14 protein-coding genes are annotated in these 19,157 nt (G+C 61.1%); 9 read left to right on the plus strand and 5 right to left on the minus strand.

The window, feature by feature from the left end; translation table 11 throughout:
* The first annotated feature begins 333 nt into the window (after positions 1–333).
* From FDW81_RS07465 to FDW81_RS07475, 3 genes are read left to right on the plus strand one after another with little or no spacing between them, the layout of a single operon-like run.
* Positions 334–2,055 (plus strand): hypothetical protein, encoded by a 1,722-nt coding sequence (locus tag FDW81_RS07465; RefSeq protein ID WP_138133564.1) that lies wholly within the window; start codon positions 334–336, stop codon positions 2,053–2,055.
* Positions 2,052–3,080, plus strand: a complete 1,029-nt coding sequence (locus FDW81_RS07470) for an aminoglycoside phosphotransferase family protein (protein ID WP_138133565.1) — start codon at positions 2,052–2,054, stop codon at positions 3,078–3,080. Before FDW81_RS07465 ends, FDW81_RS07470 begins: the two co-directional genes overlap by 4 nt.
* A 46-nt stretch (positions 3,081–3,126) precedes the next feature.
* A complete protein-coding gene (locus tag FDW81_RS07475; protein WP_138133566.1) occupies positions 3,127–4,647 on the plus strand; it encodes a hypothetical protein in 1,521 nt (506 codons plus the stop codon).
* Positions 4,648–5,008: 361 nt separating this feature from the next.
* On the opposite strand, the gene FDW81_RS07480 is transcribed toward FDW81_RS07475, so the two are convergent.
* Positions 5,009–6,460, minus strand: a complete 1,452-nt coding sequence (locus tag FDW81_RS07480) for a lipopolysaccharide biosynthesis protein (RefSeq protein WP_138133567.1) — start codon at positions 6,458–6,460, stop codon at positions 5,009–5,011.
* Positions 6,461–7,042: 582 nt separating this feature from the next.
* On the opposite strand from FDW81_RS07480, the gene FDW81_RS07485 reads away from it, so the two are divergent.
* Both FDW81_RS07485 and FDW81_RS07490 read left to right on the plus strand, forming a co-directional pair.
* Positions 7,043–7,834, plus strand: a complete 792-nt coding sequence (locus FDW81_RS07485; protein WP_138133568.1) for a glycosyltransferase family 4 protein — start codon at positions 7,043–7,045, stop codon at positions 7,832–7,834.
* A gap of 263 nt (positions 7,835–8,097) precedes the next feature.
* Entirely contained in the window at positions 8,098–9,477 is a 1,380-nt protein-coding gene (locus FDW81_RS07490) for a hypothetical protein (RefSeq protein ID WP_138133569.1), read from the plus strand.
* Positions 9,478–9,498: 21 nt separating this feature from the next.
* Here FDW81_RS07490 and FDW81_RS07495 read toward each other — a convergent pair whose 3' ends face one another.
* The 4 genes from FDW81_RS07495 to FDW81_RS18405 all read right to left on the minus strand — a co-directional run bounded on the left by FDW81_RS07495 (position 9,499) and on the right by FDW81_RS18405 (position 16,774).
* The gene (locus FDW81_RS07495; protein WP_138133570.1) at positions 9,499–10,548 is read right to left on the minus strand and encodes a glycosyltransferase family 4 protein; all 1,050 of its coding nucleotides are present in this window, start codon (positions 10,546–10,548) and stop codon (positions 9,499–9,501) included.
* 23 nt (positions 10,549–10,571) lie between these two features.
* Positions 10,572–11,708: a glycosyltransferase gene (locus FDW81_RS07500; protein WP_138133571.1), complete on the minus strand. Its 1,137-nt coding sequence runs from the start codon at positions 11,706–11,708 to the stop codon at positions 10,572–10,574.
* A gap of 94 nt (positions 11,709–11,802) precedes the next feature.
* Positions 11,803–13,428 (minus strand): polysaccharide biosynthesis tyrosine autokinase, encoded by a 1,626-nt coding sequence (locus FDW81_RS07505; RefSeq protein ID WP_171027137.1) that lies wholly within the window; start codon positions 13,426–13,428, stop codon positions 11,803–11,805.
* A 343-nt stretch (positions 13,429–13,771) separates the two neighbouring features.
* Positions 13,772–16,774, minus strand: a complete 3,003-nt coding sequence (locus FDW81_RS18405) for an Ig-like domain-containing protein (protein WP_240720047.1) — start codon at positions 16,772–16,774, stop codon at positions 13,772–13,774.
* A gap of 490 nt (positions 16,775–17,264) precedes the next feature.
* Between FDW81_RS18405 and rpsF the strand changes: the two genes are divergently transcribed.
* The 4 genes from rpsF to rplI all read left to right on the plus strand — a co-directional run bounded on the left by rpsF (position 17,265) and on the right by rplI (position 19,051).
* Positions 17,265–17,570: a 30S ribosomal protein S6 gene (gene rpsF / locus FDW81_RS07520; RefSeq protein ID WP_138133574.1), complete on the plus strand. Its 306-nt coding sequence runs from the start codon at positions 17,265–17,267 to the stop codon at positions 17,568–17,570.
* Positions 17,571–17,643: 73 nt separating this feature from the next.
* Positions 17,644–18,216 (plus strand): single-stranded DNA-binding protein, encoded by a 573-nt coding sequence (locus FDW81_RS07525; protein ID WP_138133575.1) that lies wholly within the window; start codon positions 17,644–17,646, stop codon positions 18,214–18,216.
* Positions 18,217–18,341: 125 nt separating this feature from the next.
* Positions 18,342–18,581: a 30S ribosomal protein S18 gene (gene rpsR, locus FDW81_RS07530; RefSeq protein ID WP_003800144.1), complete on the plus strand. Its 240-nt coding sequence runs from the start codon at positions 18,342–18,344 to the stop codon at positions 18,579–18,581.
* A gap of 17 nt (positions 18,582–18,598) precedes the next feature.
* Positions 18,599–19,051 (plus strand): 50S ribosomal protein L9, encoded by a 453-nt coding sequence (gene rplI / locus FDW81_RS07535; RefSeq protein ID WP_138133576.1) that lies wholly within the window; start codon positions 18,599–18,601, stop codon positions 19,049–19,051.
* Positions 19,052–19,157: the final 106 nt, after the last annotated feature.

Raw genomic sequence — 19,157 nt, forward strand, 5'->3', positions numbered from 1 at the left:
GCTCTCGGGACGACCCAGGGGTGGGCCGTGGCTGCTGGTGGCCAGTAGATTTGTCAAGAATAAAAACCAAAAGCACGTGCAGAACCAAAGACCCTCCGTCCGTATAAATGTCCAACCAGTCAGGAAATGGTGAGCTAATTGTCGATATCTCCCCAAGTTCCAGTTCCGAATTCTGGTACGGAATTGGCCGGTCAGTATTCAGCCGGAACTAATGCAGGGGTATTTCCGGAGGTTAATACAAGCCTGGCCACGGTACTTAGGGCACTGGACAAAACTGGTTCGCCGTGGGTGCTCCTGCGGGGTGAACGGGATCTGGTCCGCCCGGCGGGGGACGTGGACCTGCTTGTTGCGCCTGAACTGCTGGCGGGCCTGGATCACCTTCTTGCCGGAGTGGGCTTCCAGCGCGTCGCAGCACTGGGTCATGGGAGCCATCGCTTCTACTTCCGCTACGTCCCCGATGAGGACCTCTGGATCAAACTCGACATAGTGTCGGACATCAGGTTCGGTAAGTTCCAGGAGCTGAGGACCCCCCTCGCCGCTGGCTGCCTGCGGCGGCGGGTAGCCCTAGGTCCCTTGTGGTTGCCGGAAGCCCGGGACCAGGCGTGGCTTCAGCTCCTGCACCTGGTGCTGGATAAAGGTGAAATTGCTGCTGACAGGATCCCGGCTGCCCGCAGCGCAGCCACAGTGGCCTCAGCCGGAGACCCGGTAGCAACTTACCTGGACGGGAAGCTGGGCGAAGGGACTGCACAGAATCTTTTGGATATGCTGAATTCCGGGAATTTTAGTGACGTCCCCGCTGCGGCGGCGAGGATTCGAACGCAATGGACGGACCCGGCGCTTCCGCCCCGGCTGATCCGCATGGTGAACAGCGCGCTGAGGCGTGTCGGCCCACGTCTCAAAGGTCGCGGTCCGGTGGTCGGTGTGCTTGCGCCTGATGGCGCCGGCAAGACCACCTTGCTCAACGGCCTCCGCTCCCACTGCCCCTTGCCGTCGGCCTATGTCTACATGGGGTTATGGTCCAGCAGCCCCCATGACCGTTGGCTTCAAAAGATACCTGGCGGCTTCCTCACTAGGAAGGTGATCCGGATATTCCGCAGCGGCCTGCTCGCCAGATACCAATCCGTGCGGGGCAGGGTGGTGCTGCTGGACAGGCTGGCCCTGGATACCTTGCTGCCGGGCTCGCAGTCAGCCAGCCCCTGGGGAGCTGCCACCGATGCTCTTGCCCGGCGTTTCCAGCCGCGGCCTGACCTTGTGTTGATACTCGACGCACCGGGTGACCTGATGTTCGCCAGGAAAGGGGAACACAGTCCCCAAAAACTGGAGGAGTGGAGGAATGCCTACCTGGAGTTGGCTGAGCAGATCCCCACGTCGTCCATCCTTGACGCAGGGCAGCCGGCGTCCGCCGTACGGCGGAAGGCATCTGCGCTCCTGTGGGACATCATTTCGCGCAGCGGACCGGAACGGGTGGCCGGCGGTGACCCGCTTCCCCTGCATTTGTGGATGCTGCTGGACTGGCGTTTCCTGCTCCCGGTGGCTAAACCCGAGAGGCTCGGTTATGGAGGCAGGATCAGCAGCGATGCAGTTGCCGCTTTGAATCTGCTGGATCCGGCCGCCCGCCGGATCCGTGCAGGGGACCGTCCTGATGAATTTGACGTCGTACTACTCTCAGAACCCGATACGGGCGTCTTCCGGGATGCAGTGGCATCCCTTAGGCCCGGGGGCTGGATGTGCATACAGGTGCGGCGGACATTCCGTCCCGGTCCGGGACCGAACACCCTTGCCGGGTGGAAGCAGGCACTGGCGCGGTCCGGCTTTGAAGACGTTGCTGTTTATTGGCATGTGCCGTCGCTGGAGCGGCCCGCGCGCTTTGTCCCGACCTCGTCGTCGAGCGCAGTCCGCGATACCCTCGCCCATTATTCGAGCGTACGCTTTGGAAAAGCCAAAGCTGCGGCCGGAAGGCTGGCGTTGAACCTGGGCCTGTTCAACATTGCCGCTGCAGAGGGCACGGTGGTTGGCCGCCGGGCGCCGGAAGCTGACTACGAGGAGTCGGCGTGAAATACATTGATCAGATTCTCCGCGAAAACTTTCGTGACCTGGACCTTGAGCAGGTTGGCCTTAAGGGCCGGTGGGACATACTCCTGCTAACGCCGCAGTTTGTTACGTCGCGGCACGTGGTAGCCCTCATCTTTGCGCGCGGCGCCCAGGTTCCCGCTCTCGTGGTGAAAATCCCCCGCCAACCGGGGGACAACGAAAGCGTGCGCAAGGAAGCTGACGTTCTGCTTCAGCTCAAGGCCCTGGGTGTCGGCTCTGAGCAGGGCGCTCCGGAGGTCGTAGGAGTGCTAAATGTCGGTGGGCAGACCGTCCTGGTCGAAACCGCCGTGGTGGGCAACCTTCTGGAACCTCAACGTGTCGTCGAAAACTTCCCCCTCGCAGTGGCAGCGGGGATGAAGTTCGTTGCTGCCATGCCCTGCACCAGAACGGTGCCCGAAAACACGGATTGGTATGAGCGGACGATAGCCGGTCCCCTCAGTGAACTCGCCTCGTTGCTGCCCAGGGATGCGGAAGTAGCAGAACTCATCGACCGCACCCACGAAGTGTTGGAGCCATTGCGTTCCAAACAGCTGCCGGCAGTTGTGGAACATGGAGACCTTAGCTACCACAACCTCTTCCTGCAGCCGAACGGCCGGCTCCAGGTGGTGGACTGGGAACGCTCGCGGCTTGACGGCCTGCCGGCCCATGACCTGATTTTCTACCTGCAGTACATCGGTCAGTCGCAGGAAAACGCCCTGGCGTCCCGTCGGCTTCAGCTCCGTGCCTTCGAAAATGCCTTCAGTCCAGGCGGCTGGGCCGTGGGGCCTGTGGCGGAACACCTCCGGTTGCGGAACGTGGAAAGGGACCTGCTCCCCTACCTCGTGATTGCGACGTGGGCGCGTTCAACAGCCTCTATGACCTACCGGCTCGCGGGCCAGGCGGAACACGAGGGGGAAGCAGGCAACCTTCGGACCGCCGTTACGTCGGACCGGGATTACTGGCTCTGGCGGCATGCGGTGACCGACTGGACGCCACCGCTGACTGCTTAGTTTGGCTACGAGTGCGTTGCCTGCACGCCGACAGGATGGGGATAACTTGCATACTACAGAAACGGCCTCAGGGTTCTCGCCCAAGCTGGACACCGTTCCATTTCTGTTGTTCGCCGCCGGGTTGGTGCTCATCACCATCACGGCCGGCTTCGGCTCCGGCCCCATGCTTTATGCGGCAGCGGGGGTAGTCTTCTTTGCCGTCACAGTGCTGCTGATTCGCCGCTTAGCCGCTCCCAAAGCCGAGATTTCCTTTTTCCTCATCATTCCGACGATCATGTCAGCCACGCAAAACGTCTACCTGACCTCTGTCGCAGACGCTTTGGACAGTGGCCGGCTTCAATTTGCGATCATCCTCAACTTCATGTTTTCCGTAGCCCTGTATGCGGTCCTGGCGTCGGCAGGCACGAAGCCGGGATTCAATCCGGCCCTCCGGAAGCTGATCAGAACGGTAACAGCCTCGCTGGCCGTCCTTGTCTTCTACGGTGTTGCCACCGTGGCCCTGTTCCAGCATGAACTGGCAGCAGCGGCCGCGTCTTCAAGGAACATCATGGCACCGTTCCTGTTCCTCCTGATTGGCCTGTACGCCAGCGCCTGGGCGAAGCACACGGTATATCTTCGCTATCTCGTGATGCTGGGCGGTGCGGCAATCATCTTTGGGTTCATCGAAGCGAACACCCCTGAGTTCTGGCAATCCCTCGACCTTCGCAGCCTGTGGGAAAAAAAGGGCATTTCGGTACAACAGGACTCGGGCCTGCCCAAGAATTTTTTTGCTTCGGAACAGATAGTCCCCGGCGAATTCTTGAGGCGCATGGCGGGTCCTTTCGCTGACCCGGTCAATTTCGGGACGTTCCTCTTTGCGGTGTTCATGGCCTCTTGGTACCTCAAGGGGTGGCTCTCCAGGATTGGCGCCGCGGTGGCCATCGTGCTGGCCGTCAGCAAGGGCGCGCTCCTTGGACTGATCGTGTTCTTCGCGTTCTGGACCCGCTACTACGCGTCGAGAATGAGCCACTTGATAGCTTTGCTGCTCCTGGCTGCTGGTGCCTACAACTTTTATCTGTTCACCATTACCAGTTCAACGGGCAGCACGACGGCCCACATCGACGGGTTCACTGCCGCCTTCATCGAGTTCCCGCACCACCCCCTCGGGCGGGGCCTGGGGAGCTCCGGCGTCCTCGCCGGCCTGTTTTCAGAAGGGTCTGAGTCCGGATCCGCCGTGACAGAAAGCGGCCTGGGCATGGTCATCGGGCAACTTGGAATTGTGGGGCTGATTGTCTACGTTGCGTTCTTTGTCCAGGTATCGAAATACGTCCTGAGGATCAAGGACGTACGCGACAGGACGCTGGCTGCAGGCCTGTTGGGCGGGTTCATGCTGAACGCCGCATTCAACGAGGTTGCACTCAGTCCCAATTCGGCCGCGCCCTACTTCATCATCCTGGGTCTGGTCATCGGTTCAGACCTTGCCGGACGGGGCGAACAGAGCCTGGACCCTGCTGACCGGACGAGTTACGGTCCTGCATCATCACGGGACTTCGGGCAGCCGGAGTCCCTGCGGGTTGAGCAGGCGTAGACCGCCGGAAGTCCCACTGGAAAGCTTGGATTGAGGACCAATAAGTTTCTGGCGGTCAATGATGAGACAGCCGCAACCGGTCTCAAGGGTGCCTCGTCGCCTACATGATCCTGTTTGCAGTGGCGTTTGTATCCGTGCCGCTCGTGGCATCCCTCAACCAGGCACAGACTGTCAACGTAATGCCTTGGACGATGGGGTGCTTTGGGCCTGTCAGCTGTGGCGCTTTGGGTGGTCCTGGCCTTCGACGTGCACGGTTCCGCACGTCCCTACGCGGCCATGACGAAAGACTTTCGGCCCTTGGGTATCGACTACTCCAAGTCGGTTTCTCGAAGCCCAGGGGCCGTTGGCTAAGCCGACAGTGCTAGCTGCGACGAAGAAGGTGAAGCAGCTCATCGTGCAGGCGGGGGAAGCCGAGCCGGAGAACGCCGTATACCGCGGCCAGCGCGACAACCACCACCGATGCTGTGGTCGGCACAGGGCCGAGATAGGGGAGCAGGAAGATCACCGATCCGGCCGCCGCCACCGCCAGACTGCATGCCAGGGCCGGCAGGATGGAGAGCAGGAAAGCCTTCGGCCGGATCTTCAGCACTTTTGCGGCCACAGTCTGCATTCCAGCGGCGAAGAGCAATGCCGTTGCCATTTGCGCGCAGGCGACTGCCGTGATTCCCCACTGGGCCGCCACCAGCAGGATGGGCACCAGCACGGCGAGCCGTACGATCGAGAAGGCGATCGAAATGCCAGGGCGGCCAATCGCCTTGTAGACGTCGTTTGCTCCTGCACCCAGGGAGCGTGCGGCCGCGTACAACGACAGGAAAACAAGTGGCATGACCGATTCTGCCCACTGCCCGCCAAAAACAAGCGGGACAATGAGGGGGGCAAGCACTGCCAGGCCAACGCCCGCTGTCATTCCGTACAAGGACTGGATCCGCACGCCCTTCAGGTATCCCTCACGTAACCGTTCCGGCTGTTTTTGAACCTGCGTGTAGAGCGGGAACAGAACGGTGGACAGCACGAAGAACACATTGATGATGAGAGCTTCCGGAAGGCGGAAGGCCAGGGTGTAATAACCCAGGGCCTGCGCCCCGAGAACCACACCGATGATCAAGTAATCGACGTCGAAGATCAGACGCGCCAGCAGATTACTTCCGGCTACTGGGACGCCAAATTTGAAGTTGGCCCGCAGGGCGTCCTTGCCCACCCGCCAGATCTGCCATGGGGCGTCCCGGCGGACGAGCCACCAGCAAGTGGCAGCGTAGGCAACGGCTCCGGCGGCGGTGCCGGCCGCAAGGGAGAACGCACCGTAGCCTGCAAAAGCAAGGGCGAGGCTTAGCGCGCCAGTGACGAGCGCCCTCACAATTGGGGCAACCGCGAGTTTCTTGAACAGAAGATCGCGGCGCAGCAGGGCTTCCGGAACCGCGCCCAACGACGTGGCGAGCAACGCAATAACCAGGACCTGCACCAAGGGGGCAACGTCCGGCAGCTGGAACAGTCCGGCAATCCACGGTGCTGCCAGGAACGTCACAAGTCCAAGAGTCCCGCCAAGCACTACGGACATCAGCAAAGCTGACCGGGCTGCCACACCGGAGGGCGGCAAATAGACGAGGGCCTGTGCGACGCCGGCATCGGCAATGGTTTCGATATAGAGCATGAGGACCAGTGCCGCAGCGACGAGGCCGTACTGTTCGGGGGACAGGAGGCGTGCCAGCACGATCGTCGTCACAAGCACGATGGCCTTGCCACCCACAAGGGCCAGTCCTTGCCAGACCGCTCCCCGGAAGCCGACCCGCGCCAGTCCACCCGCAACATTCGTCATGGTTTTGAGCCTTTCTGTGGCCTCATTGCAGAAGTTTACTGTCTTCCCGCGGTGGGATGAGGAGAAGTCTGTGTTATTTGAGCTGTTATTGAGGTTGGGGTCCCAGGAGGGCTCTTATCAATAGGAAAGAGTTCCATCCAGGGCGTTTTGGTGCATACTGGATAAATCTCTCTCTTCCCTGATTTGAGGGATCTTGTCTTCTGAATCTATCGTCCTTTTCGACGTAGAAAGCGGAGTATCGTGAGCGAATCAGCTGCAGTGCCTGCGTCAGGTAATTCAACAATTCCTGCGACGCTCATACTTGTTGCACCCCGTGCCAGTTCAGGCGGAGTAGGCGATTATGCGGAGGAGTTCATTTCCGCGGCTGTTCCCCTCTTTTCTTCATTTCGGGAGATCAGAACGGGGGGACCGGGCCACGTCGGCCTGAGGGATCTGGTCCGGGACCGAATGAAACTTGCAAAACAGATCAAGGAAGCACTCGCGGCTGGCCCGGCGGTGGTCCATTTCGAGTTATCGGCAGCATCGTTGGCGCCCTTCTGGCTACTGGCTGGCCGCCCGCGCGGCATAGTCACAACGGCAACTGTGCATGATCCCCCACGGGCCGTCTGGTGGCCCTTCCTGACCAAATCAGTAGCCAGGAGCAAGGTGATCCACCACGGGATCCATCTCCCGCTTCGTCCCCTGACGGCAAGGCTCGAGCGACGGCTGCTGAGGGATACAACCCTGTTCGCCCTCAGCGATGTGGGAGCGGCAGCTCTGCGGGAGGCCTTTCCGCAGTGCCGCGTAGTGAGCGCACATCATTTTGTCCCGGCCAGGATCGCTTTGAAGCCGACCTTCGAGCGGCCACTCGCGGTAGGGCTTTATGGGCACGCCACCAAGGGCAAAGGCTTCGACAGGCTCCTTGAGCTCCGCCGCGAGCTGCCGCCGGAAGTCGAAATCTGCGTGGCCGGGCGGGGAACGGAAAAGCTTCCGCCGGTGCCCGGAGTCACTATCCTCGGTGCCGTCGAGGGACCCAAGGAGGACGCATTTTTCGAATCCGTGCGGGCCATCCTCCTGCCCTACAACAAGACGAGCCGTTTTTACGGAAGCATCCTGCCTGCCTCGGGTGTCGCATCGCGCGCTTTCGCTTACCGCACCCCCGTGATCGGCTTTGATTCCGGCACCCTTGGTGAAGCCTCAAGAGCCGGCGGCCTGATCGCAGTACCTGCTTCCGTAAAGGCCCTCGCCGACGTCGCCTACAGAACCATCACGGATGAAGCGGAACTTGAACGCCTCGAAGACCAGATCAGGGATTTGCAGAAGGAACGGGAAGTCCGCCAGGCGGCTGGACCATTCGTGGCGCACTGGAATGACGCAATCAGCTCGTCTGCATAAGGAGGATTTCGAGTCCGCCCGGTCCAATACGCGGCCTCCCGCACCCGCCGCAGTGGCGAATGCGGGTTTCCACATACTCGTGCCGCTGCCCTTGAGGGGGTGTGCGGGTCCATCTAGCGTGGGGGAGGACGGGATGCCCGTCGTTACCCGAATACCCGCAATGTCGCGGGGGTTGGAACCAGCACGGAAGAGTCCGGCGCTGGACCCGGCATTGCAGCGAAACTGGAGGCGTTGCAGCGATTCTGGAGAGGGACGATCAACTCGTGCTGCTGCCTTTCGTTGTTACCGCTTCCGCAGTGATCAGCCTGGTGCTGATCCTGGGACGTGCATACCATGTACTGATCCTGTTCGTTATAGCTGCTGGCTGGTCACAGGCTCCGCTCATTAGTCTCACCCGTTCGGACGCCTTCCAGTATCTTGATGACGTCCCGGCGGCTGTCCTCGTTGTGGCTGCGGCCGTAAGGGCGTTCAACGTGCCGGACAGGCGCTTGAACAGGGCGCTTCTGCTAATGCTGGCGCTGGTCTTCTTGGCAGGTTTTGGCTTCCTTCGTTCACCGGACACGGAGATCGGTATTGCCCAGGCACGGCAGGTACTTATGCCACTTGGCCTGATATTTGCCGGCTTCGTCTACAGGGACGACATCGCCTGGTCGAAGGTCTTCAAGTATCTGCTGCTGTTCGTCGGACTGACCGTGGCATGGGTTATGACTGAGGAAATCAGACAGGCACCGCTGTTGGACCCGGTCTGGTATCACGTCAACGTTGTGGGCGGTAATCCACGTAGTATGCGGGAGGGCCTGCCCCCCGCCTACTACGCCGACGGGGTGTCCGGCGGAGAGCTCGCCTTCCGCCCCGGTGGCCCCTTCATGAACCCGCCTGTCATGGGTTTCCTGCTCGGAGCGGGAGCTTTTGCCGCCGTCGCAAGACTGCGCGGCCTTGTACGCCTCGGGATGCTTGCGGCAATTGCCGTCGCACTGCTCTTCGCGTACGCCCGGGCAGGAATCCTGATCTTCCTTGTCGTGACTGCGGTTTACTTCATCTGGCTTAAGGTTGGCAAGCATGCCGGCCTGGTTACTGGCTTGGCGCTGGCCGGATACCTCTTTATAACGTTCGTGGAGCAGGGCAACACTGCAAGCCACTCCGATGGGCTCTTTTCCGGCTTCATGCTCGGGCTGCAGTCACCCCTCGGCCTGGGCTTTGGCACCACGGGGTACCAAGCAGCGCTTGAGGGTGCATCCACGGGCGTGGGCAGCGAGAGCCTGTTGGGACTGTACTTCGCCTGGATGGGCTGGCCCATGATTATTGCCGTGGTTCTGATCCTGTTACGCCTCTTGAATCTACTCCGGCGGGTGCCGAAAATTCATAGCCTCCCTGTGTGGCTCGCTGTCGCCTTCCTGATTGCTGTTGCCTCCTCCGAGTCCGCCTCTTCAGTCGCTTCCACGCCAACGCTCTGGCTGTTGGCGGGCGCCGTGCTCGCCATGCGGGTACCGCCAAAGCGGGGACCGCTGGCGAGTCGCAAGGCCTTGAGCGGGCACATGCAGGCCCGGCTGGCGCTTGTCGCATCCCCGCCGCTGAGGAGGCAAAACAGTCATGCCGACGAAATCTCCCGCGGCGGCACGACTGGTTCGTTTTGGATCCACTGATTGGCGACTGGGGTGCTGGGGTCATTCTTTCGACAGCAGCATGCGGCCCAGCGAGGCCCAACTCTTGGACGACTCGGTATGGAATTGCCTGGCAGCCTGGATCGTCTCGGCCCTTCCTTCACCCAGCGCATACTCGATTGCGGAGGCCCAGGCTTCAACCTCCACTATGGGCGACTCGTCCCCAGCCGCGACCAAAAGGCGTGATTCAGGTCCGTACAGGTCGCTAAGACTGGTTTGGACGCGTCCGACAACCGGAACGGCCTGCTCAAGAGCGCGGATAGCAATACCGCTCTGATAGAAGCGCTTGTAAGGGATAACAATGGCGTCGCTTGTTGCAATCAATTCGTCAAGCTCATCCTCAGGAACAAAGCGTGCATCTACCTTCCAGCCAGGGATGGCGGGCCAACCGCGGCCGACGATATCCAGGTCGTATGTGGGGCCGAGCCTGCCCGCCAGCAATTTGAGGAGGTCGAGATCCCGGTCGGCCTTATATTGTCCAAGTACACGAACGCGCGGCCTGGCACCGTCCCGCCGTGTGCGAGCGGGTTCATACCCGGAATCGGCGGGGCGCAGCATGGGATGAGGTACCACCGCCAGGTCCTCTGACAGTCCGACGGCGTCCATGGCCCGGCCAGCGTCCATACTGTGCACCAGGGTTCCTGGACGCTGCCGCAGTAGCCGTATTAGAGCCGCTATTGCTCCGCTGCTGCCGACGGAGCGGACGAGGGGCCGCGGATCGTGGTAAACGATGACGCCGGAGTTGCCACAGAAAAGCTTGACCAGGAGAAGATCCAAAAAGCCCAGTACGGGCCAAGTAACCAGAACCTTTCCCGGGGAGTCCTGCTTCCGCGTCCGCCGGCCGGCAGAATAAAGCAAAGCGGAGTAGTCTGTGAGCCATTTCAGGCGGCCTTTACCGGATTGGGAAGGCTCGACAATAGAAAATAATTCCACGGATATTCCGGCGTCGGCCAATTGCTGCATCAGCGCTTCGGTGTAATGATGCAATGCCACTCCGAGCGGGTTTACAACCAATATCCCGGAGTTTCCATTGCGAGCATTTGCAGTGGGCATTTCGCTTGGGCGCAATCCAGATGTCATCGCATTTGCCCGCTGCTTACTTCCATGCGCTTTTCGCCGGACATTGCCTCTTCCAGGGTCAGTTCGTATTTCCGGCACACATCTTCCCAGTTGTAGTGGGACGCTGCCCGTTTCCTGTTCGCGGCGCGCGCCTTGGCTCTGAGGCCGTGGTCCGTCAACATCCGGCGGAGCGCGCTCTCGATCGCTCCAGGTTCGGGTGGGACAAGGTGCTCCTCCGTTGCCAGAACCTCAGCGTTGTAGGGCGTTTTCCGTGCCACCACGGGTGCCCCGCAAGCCATCGCCTGTACCAATGCCGGGTTCGTTCCGCCTACGCTGTGGCCGTGGAAGTAGGCCCCGGCGTGGTGCCAAAGGGACAGAAGTTTTTTATCATCGCTGAGGTGCCCTAGCCACTGGACGTTTGGATGTTCACCAAGGCGCTGGGCGGCTTCGTCCAGTTCCCCGCCGTAACCGGTGGATCCTACGATCACCACCGGATGCTGCTCAGCCAGGCGCTCAGCTGCCTGGAAGAACTCCCGTACCGTATTTTCGGGGACAAAGCGGGCAACCATGAGTACGTAGGACTCGTCCTTGAGGCCAGGAACAACTTCATTGGGACCGGACATCAGGTTGGCGCCGTACGGTATGAAGACGCTGTCCCGTCCGAAGTCCTGTTTCCAGCGTCGTTGGATCTCAAGGGAGTCGCTGATGAGGACCGTGCCGTAGCGTGCCGTAAGCCGGGCGCCCAGCCGGAATATCCGCTTGGCAAGCCAGTTCCACTTCGCCCGTTCCCACTCAATGCCGTCCACATTTACCACACTCGGTATCCCCCTAAGCTTCAGCAGCGGCAGGAAGAAGCCGTTGGCAACGTTCATCACCAAGGCGACGTCTGGCCTGTGCCACATGGCATGGAGGACAGAGGACAGGCCGAAGGAAAGGGTGCTCAGCGTCTTGTTCTCGAGCCCAAAGGTATTTGTGGTCCGGATGCGGGGGTCGCGTGCCTCGTCGTCGTCTTTGGTCTGGCCGGCCCGGCAGTAGACGTTGACATCCCAGCCGGCGTCGGCGAGGAATGGAGCCAGCCGCCGCACGGCAGTCTCAAAACCGCCATAGTAGCTGGGATAACCGCGTGTTCCGACGACGACGACAGACCTAGACATTCCTTCTCCTCTGTAAGTGTGGCAAGGGTGCCCGAGGGCCCCGTACAGGGGCCCTCGGAAAATGACGCGCCGGGGTATCGGCGCTGGACTTGACCTAGAACGAGGTGGAGCTCTTCGAAAACTTGTCCCTGCCAACCTCAGACACCGGGCTACGGGTCTCCCGACTGTTGGCCGGCTGTGGGCGCGCAGCCTTGTCCGGAGAAGCAGTCTTGTCCCGGGCAGCAGCCTTCTCCGGGGAAGAGGTGCTGTCCAGCGAATCCGGCTCGGGCGAGTAATACGAGTAGCCTTCAAACTCCTTCGCCGGGACGCAGTTCAGCAATGTCCCGAGAATGGTGGCGTTCACTTTTCGGATGTTTCCAAGCGACTTTGTGAGCTGCTCCTTTGTCGTTTGGCCGGCCCTGACAACCACAATCGCGCCGTCTGCGATTTTGGCAAGGAGTACGGCGTCCGTCACCGGGAGCAGGGGAGGAGCGTCAATGATCACGATGCCCCTTTCTGCCAGTGAGTTCAAAAGCTGCTTCATGGCATGCGAACTGAGAAGCTCGCTGGGGTTTGGGGGAGTGCGGCCGGCGCCCAGGATTGACAGGTTTGGCAGATCGCCCCGCTGCTGGAGGACATCATCCACCTCCGCTTTTCCTGTCAGGACGTCAGTTATCCCGATCCCAGGGACAACATCGAAGATTTTAGCCACGCTCGGGTGCCTAAGGTCTCCGTCGACCACGATGACAGGATCCCCGGCGGCTGCCATCGCCGATGCCAGGTTGGCGGCAATCGTTGATTTTCCTTCCCCGCTGACCGAGCTCGTAACGACGATGATGCGGGGCGGATTGTCGACATCAAGAAAGGTCAGGTTGGTACGCAACTCGCGGAGCGCTTCTGAGAACGCGGGACTTTGCGGGCGTGAACCCGGGGCGGGAGCTGCAGGCAGGCCCCCCAGCACTTTGTTTTCCCCGGTCAGTCTGAGATCGACGGGAAGCGTACCGACCACCGGTACCGAAAAGAGGTTCTCAACCTCTGCCGCGGTACGGAGGCGTCGGTCCAAGCGGTCCCGAAGGAGAGCGGAAGCATAAGCCAAAAGGAGTCCTACTGCCGCCCCATAGAGGGCCGTAAGCCCCATTCCGGGGGAAACAGGATGGGTGGGAACTGTTGCCGGATCCAGGGGAACCAGGGAAATGGGAGGTGTCACGACGGGCGCGGGCTGTCCTGCCGGAGCTGCCGGCTGCCCTGCTGCTGCCGCCGCACGTTCCCGCTCCTCGACCTGCCTGGCCAGTTCCACAATCCAGGCATCTGCAACCCTTTGCGCAGTCGTCGGATTCGGCGATTCAGCTTTGATCCTCATTTCGGCGGTGTCACGCGGAACTGTGACGGTGACGGCCCCCAAAAGGGACTCACCTGTCATGTTCACTCCTGTGGACGCGCTTACCTTGTCCGCCACAAGCCGTGATTCGGCCAAGGACTTGTAGGTCTTGGCCTTGGCCTTGGCGAGGGTATCCCCGGCCAGGAGGCTGCTCACGTTATCCGTCCCGACCGCGAGCACTATTGCGGTGGCTTCCGCGGCAAACACCCGAGGCCGGAAGGCGCTCCACGCCGTAGCCAACACAGTGACGATCAGGGTGATAACGGTGATGTGCTTCCAGTAGGTCCTGGCGACCCGGGCATAGTCGCTCACGCCCATTCCGGCAGCGGATGCTTCGCTGCCGCCAATCTCCGGATTACTCAAGGATCCGATCCCTCCTGCAGGTTGACGTGCCGAATGGGCAGGCATGGCGAAGGGCCCGGGTGCGACCGGGCCGGTGCGAAAGAACTCTTCTTCTGCCATGACTTCCCCTTTTTCGTGGTTTCCTGTGTCTGGTGCTGCTTCGGCGTGTTGCCAAGCTAGTACGCGGCCAAACGTCGAAGTTTGATATAGCCGGGAGCTTGTGGGTGCCCGGGGGGAAGAATGTGGAAACTGCGGATATCTGCAGCAGGCCACCCGCCTGCCCGGCTCCCGGTTAATAAGGCAGTGCCGGGGCCCCATCCATACGGATGCAACTCCAGCACTGCCTTTGGTCCTCCTGCCTCGCCTAGCGCAGGGTAAGGATGAGTTTGGGTGCGGCGGTGCTGCCGGCTTCCTTGGAGTTGAGGTCCAGGCCGTCGGTGCTGCTGGAATCCATGCCGAGGCTTAGTTGTTGTCCGAGTTCCCCGGCCAGGGCGCTGGCGGTCAACGTGATGCTGTAGTTGGTGTTGGTTGTTGTTGGGCCGAAGGTGCCGATGCCGGTGCCCAGGGCCGGGCGGTTGTCGTAGGTGATCCCGCCTTCGGTCCAGCTGTCATCGGTCACCAGCTGGATGTTCTGCTTGCCCGTGGACCCGCTTCCGGCGCTGCGCAGCTGCAGCGTGGCACTCTCCAGCGTCCTACCCGCGTACGCTGACAGGTCGAACTTCAAATACGAGATCTCCACCGGGCTGGCGTCCACACCCATAATGGTGCTCGTGCCATAGTTCGTGCCCGTCGCCCCGGCCGATACATAGCTGTCGGCGGTGACCGTGAGCGTCACGGTCTCGGACGTGCCGGTGGACGCCGAAGCGGTGGTGAACGTCCAGCTCTTGTCCGAGGCCAGCGCGTTACCGGCAACATCCTTCACGCCGCTGGTGCCGCCCTTGATCGTCGCCGTGTAGATCGTTCCTGCCGCCAAGTCCGCACTCGGGTCCAGCGTCGCGATGCTGCCTGTGCTGTTGTACGTCACAGCGGCCGGCACCGTCGTCGTGCCCGCCGTCAGCGTGAACGTGGTCGACGTGATGGTCGAGGCGTTCATCGCCTCCGAGAACGACCCGGTCACATTCACGCTTACCGCCACACCAGTGGCACCACCAGCAGGAGACGTACCTGTCACCGTCGGAGCCGTCGTATCAGCACTCCCACCGCTGCCGGCGAGGGTAAGGATGAGTTTGGGTGCGGCGGTGCTGCCGGCTTCCTTGGAGTTGAGGTCCAGGCCGTCGGTGCTGCTGGAATCCAGGCCGAGGCTTAGTTGTTGTCCGAGTTCCCCGGCCAGGGCGCTGGCGGTGAGTGTGATGCTGTAGTTGGTGTTGGTTGTTGTTGGGCCGAGGGTGCCGATGCCGGTGCCGAGGGCCGGGCGGTTGCTGTGGGTGATGCCGCCCTCGGTCCAGCTGTCATCAGTGACGAGCTTGATGTTCTGTTTGCCTGTGGACCCGCTTCCGGCGCTGCGCAGTTGCAGCGTGGCCGTTTCGAGTGTCCTGCCTGCGTAGGGTGACAGGTCGAACTTCAGGTACGTGATTTCCTCTGTGTTGGCGTCTACACCCAGGATGGTGGATGTGCCGTAGTTGGTCCCCGTGGCCCCGGCCGAGACGTAGCTGTCGGCGGTGGCCGTGAGCGTCACGGTCTCGGACGTGCCGGTGGACGCGGAGGCGGTGGTGAACGTCCAGCTCTTGTCCGAGGCCAGCGCGTTGCCGGCAACATCCTTCACGCCGCTGGTGCCGCCCTTGATCGTTGCCGTGTAGATCGTTCCTGCCGTCAGGTCCGCACTCGGGTCCAGCGTCGCGATGCTGCCTGTGCTGTTGTACGTCACTGCGGCCGGCACCGTCGTCGTGCCCGCCGTCAGCGTGAACGTGGTCGACGTGATGGTCGAGGCGTTCATCGCCTCCGAGAACGACCCGGTGACATTCACGCTTACCGCCACACCAGTGGCACCACCAGCAGGAGACGTACCCGTCACCGTCGGAGCCGTCGTATCAGCGGGCGCCGTTCCGAGTGGCCGGTCCGAGTACCAGTAACGCGAGGTGGCCTTGTTGCTGGCCATGACCACAACACCAGTGGTGGCGTTGACCTCCTGTTTTGTCGTGGTGACATTGTTCATGTTGGCGGACGCGCCGTCCTGGATCACCGGCGTTCCCCGCCCCGTGCCAAAGACAGGGCTGTCCATGGAAGCGGTCTTTTCGTAGATACTGCCGGACATACCCGAATACTCGCAGCCGGATACTGAGGTGGACGGCGCGGTATAGAACGCCCTTACCTGGTTGTTCGCCGTGTCCAGCAGTATCTGTGGGCGGGAAACACAGTCAGCGATGGTGGCGATGGTCGATTTCGTGAATGAACCTGTTCCGGGTTTAAAGACCAGGAGCTGCAACTGGGGCAGGGTCTTGTCCGAGGAGGTGGTGTCGAGGCTGGTCTTTGTTGCGGCGTATACGCGTCCTGCCGAATCAGCCAAGAGCGCTTTCAGATTCAAGTGGTCATCTGCCTGGCCTTTGCCTTGGATAGCAGGCTGCACATTCCACGACGATGCCGCAGTTGGGGAGGTTCCATCGGTACGGGTGGCCCAATAGACGGTTCCCGCTGGTTGGTCGCTCCACATCACTCCGATCTTTTTGCTGCCAAAGGCAACAACAGCCGAAATGTCATCCGGCGCAGGGTTTGGATCCGCAACAGGCAGGACGAACGGTGAGCCCCAGCTCGTACCGCCAGGAGCGGATGCGTTCACGTACACGCTGCTGGTGTAGCCACTGGTCGAGCTGCCGGAAACCTGCGTCCACGTCGCCCAGATGGCACCGGTGGTGTCCTTGTCGATGGTCAAGGACTCGCTGCTGTTGTTGTTGATGTTGGTGGGGAAGCCAGTGTCAAGCGTGTACTTGCCGGACGCGTAGCTGTACCTGTACAGCTTCGCGGGCTGCCCTGACACTGAAACCTTTGTGCTGGAGTCCCCGGACACCGTCACCACATGAGATGCAATGTAGAGCTTGTTGCCATCCCACAACGTATCCGACGAGGCACTGCTCCGGGTGTCATTCAACACCCCGGTGTTCACCCACGTCTTGGTGGCCCTGTCCAGCCGGTAGATCTGCCAACCAGTTCCCGTGGTCCACATCTGCGCCCACCACGACCCGTCGTTCCACCACAGCTTACTTTGCGGCTTATCCGCGGTCGGGGGATTTTCCAACCCGGAGTAACTGATGCTCTGATAGCCGTAGTTTTCGGCGGCCTGCGCAGGGCTGACAGCAGCAATCAGGCCAGCGAGGAATGCCATCGCAAGGGCGAGTGCCTGGGCCGTTGCGGTGGCAGGTTTGGGTCGTCGCATCTCGGAATCCTTGCTGGAAGAACGCGCTTTCGCGGCACCCCAACCGTGCCGGAATTGCATTGGTGAACGTGAAGATGAAGGACAAGTTAGTCCGCGCTTCTCTCCGGGGGCAATAGGGTTTTTGGGGCCCACAGTCAATAGGGAGTTGGGGGAAAGGGGAGCATTTCGTCCAAACTTGGTAGTTGCACCCAATAATCGGCGGTTCCTGGGGCTGATCACCTCGGGTACTTCGCAGGCCCCCGTCCGGAAGTTGCATGCTTTCCGGCGGGCGGTTTTCCACATACGGCCACATGTCCTACCCGCCCGCAACGGCGGCGGTTAGGCTCGAAGTCAAGGGCGAATCGCCTATCCGGTACAAATGCACTAAGATATTGAAGTCTGTGCTGCGTCCTGCCTCCGTTCCGGCGGTGGGGCTTCGCACGGTATCGCAAATGAACCTCCTGTTACGGAAATGCCGTAACCGCTTAGCCCAAAGGAGGTGGGTTCACATATGCGTCCTTACGAATTGATGGTAATCATCGACCCCGAGGTCGAAGAGCGTACCGTTGAGCCGTCGCTTCAGAAGTTCCTGAACGTCATCACCCACGATGGTGGAACCATCGAAAAGGTTGACATCTGGGGCCGTCGCCGTCTGGCTTACGACATCAAGAAGAAGTCCGAAGGTATCTACGCCGTGGTGAACTTCACCGCCAAGCCGGAAACCGCGAAGGAACTTGACCGCCAGCTGTCTCTTAACGAGACCATCATGCGCACCAAGATCATCCGCCCTGAAGAGCAGAAGGTTGTTGCTGAGTAATTTCAGCACCGAACTTCATTTACCCCGCAGGAAACGCACTCTTCACCCAAAGGCTCGAACAAGGAGGCAGTAGATGGCAGGCGAAACCACCATTACGGTCATCGGTAATCTCACCAATGACCCGGAATTGCGGTTCACACCGTCCGGTTCGGCAGTAGCGAACTTCACCATCGCTTCCACCCCGCGCACCTTTGACCGTCAGTCGAATGAGTGGAAGGACGGGGAAACCCTGTTCCTCCGCGCTGCCGTTTGGCGTGAAGCAGCCGAGAATGTCGCCGAATCCCTCACCAAGGGCATGCGCGTGATTGTCACCGGCCGCCTGAAGAGCCGTTCCTACGAAACCAAAGAAGGCGAAAAGCGCACCGTTATCGAGCTTGAGGTCGACGAAATCGGCCCCAGCCTGCGCTATGCCAACGCCAAGGTCAACCGCACCCAGCGCTCCGGCGGGGGTCAGGGCGGCTTCGGCGGCGGCAACAGCGGCGGCGGCTTCGGAGGAGGCAACCCTGGTGGAAACCAGGGCGGCAACTCCGGCGGAGGATGGGGCGGCGGCAACCAGCAGGCTGCACAGGACGATCCATGGGCAACGCCCGGAGTCTCCAACGCAGGCGGCTGGGGCAACGGTCCGGATTCCGAACCTCCCTTCTAAACACTAATTAAGGTCCGACGCCGGGACCGCAGCGGGTGCCTATGGCACTTGTGCGGATGCCGCCGCCGGACCACCACCATCCCGTGGATCATGATCCACGGGCTCCCTAGAATAGGAGCTCCACGATGGCTAAGGCTGAACTCCGTAAGCCCAAACCAAAGTCCAACCCCTTGAAGGCCGCTGACATCACTGTCATCGACTACAAGGACGTAGCATTGCTGCGCAAGTTCATCTCCGACCGCGGAAAGATCCGCGCCCGTCGCGTTACTGGCGTTACGGTGCAGGAACAGCGCAAAATCGCCCAGGCAATCAAGAACGCCCGCGAAGTTGCCCTGCTGCCTTACTCCGGCGCTGGCCGCGGTTAAGGAAGGGATTAACTAACATGGCAAAGCTCATTCTGACCCACGAAGTAACCGGTCTCGGTGCTGCTGGCGACGTAGTTGAGGTCAAGGACGGTTACGCACGTAACTACCTGCTGCCCCGCAACTTCGCCCTGACCTGGACGAAGGGCGGCGAAAAGCAGGTTGAGTCCATCAAGGCTGCCCGCGCTGCCCGCGAGCACGCTTCCCTGGAAGATGCTCAGAAGCAGGCTGCTGCACTGCAGTCCAAGCCCGTCAAGCTCGTTGTCAAGGCCGGCGAAACCGGACGCCTGTTCGGCACCGTCAAGCAGGGCGACGTTGCTGCTGCCGTTGAGGCCGCTGGCCTCGGCAGCATCGACAAGCGCAAGGTTGAACTGCCCGTGCACATCAAGTCGGTTGGTTCGTACCAGGCCAACGTCCGTCTGCACGAGGATGTTGCTGCTGTCATCGAACTCGACGTGGTAGCAAGCAAGTAGTCTTTAGGGCCAACAGTCCTGACTGCACGAGAGACCCCCGCTGCCGCATTCCGGCCGCGGGGGTCTTTTGCGTGCCGCGTGCTGGCGGTTCAGCTGGTGATAGCCT

It is taken from the genome of Pseudarthrobacter sp. NamB4 (genome assembly GCF_005796185.1).
Lineage (GTDB): Bacteria > Actinomycetota > Actinomycetes > Actinomycetales > Micrococcaceae > Arthrobacter.

Excerpts from the sequence above, each read along its gene's own strand:
- FDW81_RS07480 (WP_138133567.1), bottom strand. The coding sequence starts at position 6,460 with ATGACGAATGTTGCGGGTGGACTGGCGCGGGTCGGCTTCCGGGGAGCG.
- FDW81_RS07495 (WP_138133570.1), bottom strand. The coding sequence starts at position 10,548 with ATGCCCACTGCAAATGCTCGCAATGGAAACTCCGGGATATTGGTTGTA.
- FDW81_RS07500 (WP_138133571.1), bottom strand. The coding sequence starts at position 11,708 with ATGTCTAGGTCTGTCGTCGTCGTCGGAACACGCGGTTATCCCAGCTAC.
- FDW81_RS18405 (WP_240720047.1), bottom strand. The coding sequence starts at position 16,774 with ATGCGACGACCCAAACCTGCCACCGCAACGGCCCAGGCACTCGCCCTT.
- rpsF (WP_138133574.1), top strand. The coding sequence starts at position 17,265 with ATGCGTCCTTACGAATTGATGGTAATCATCGACCCCGAGGTCGAAGAG.
- FDW81_RS07525 (WP_138133575.1), top strand. The coding sequence starts at position 17,644 with ATGGCAGGCGAAACCACCATTACGGTCATCGGTAATCTCACCAATGAC.
- rpsR (WP_003800144.1), top strand. The coding sequence starts at position 18,342 with ATGGCTAAGGCTGAACTCCGTAAGCCCAAACCAAAGTCCAACCCCTTG.
- rplI (WP_138133576.1), top strand. The coding sequence starts at position 18,599 with ATGGCAAAGCTCATTCTGACCCACGAAGTAACCGGTCTCGGTGCTGCT.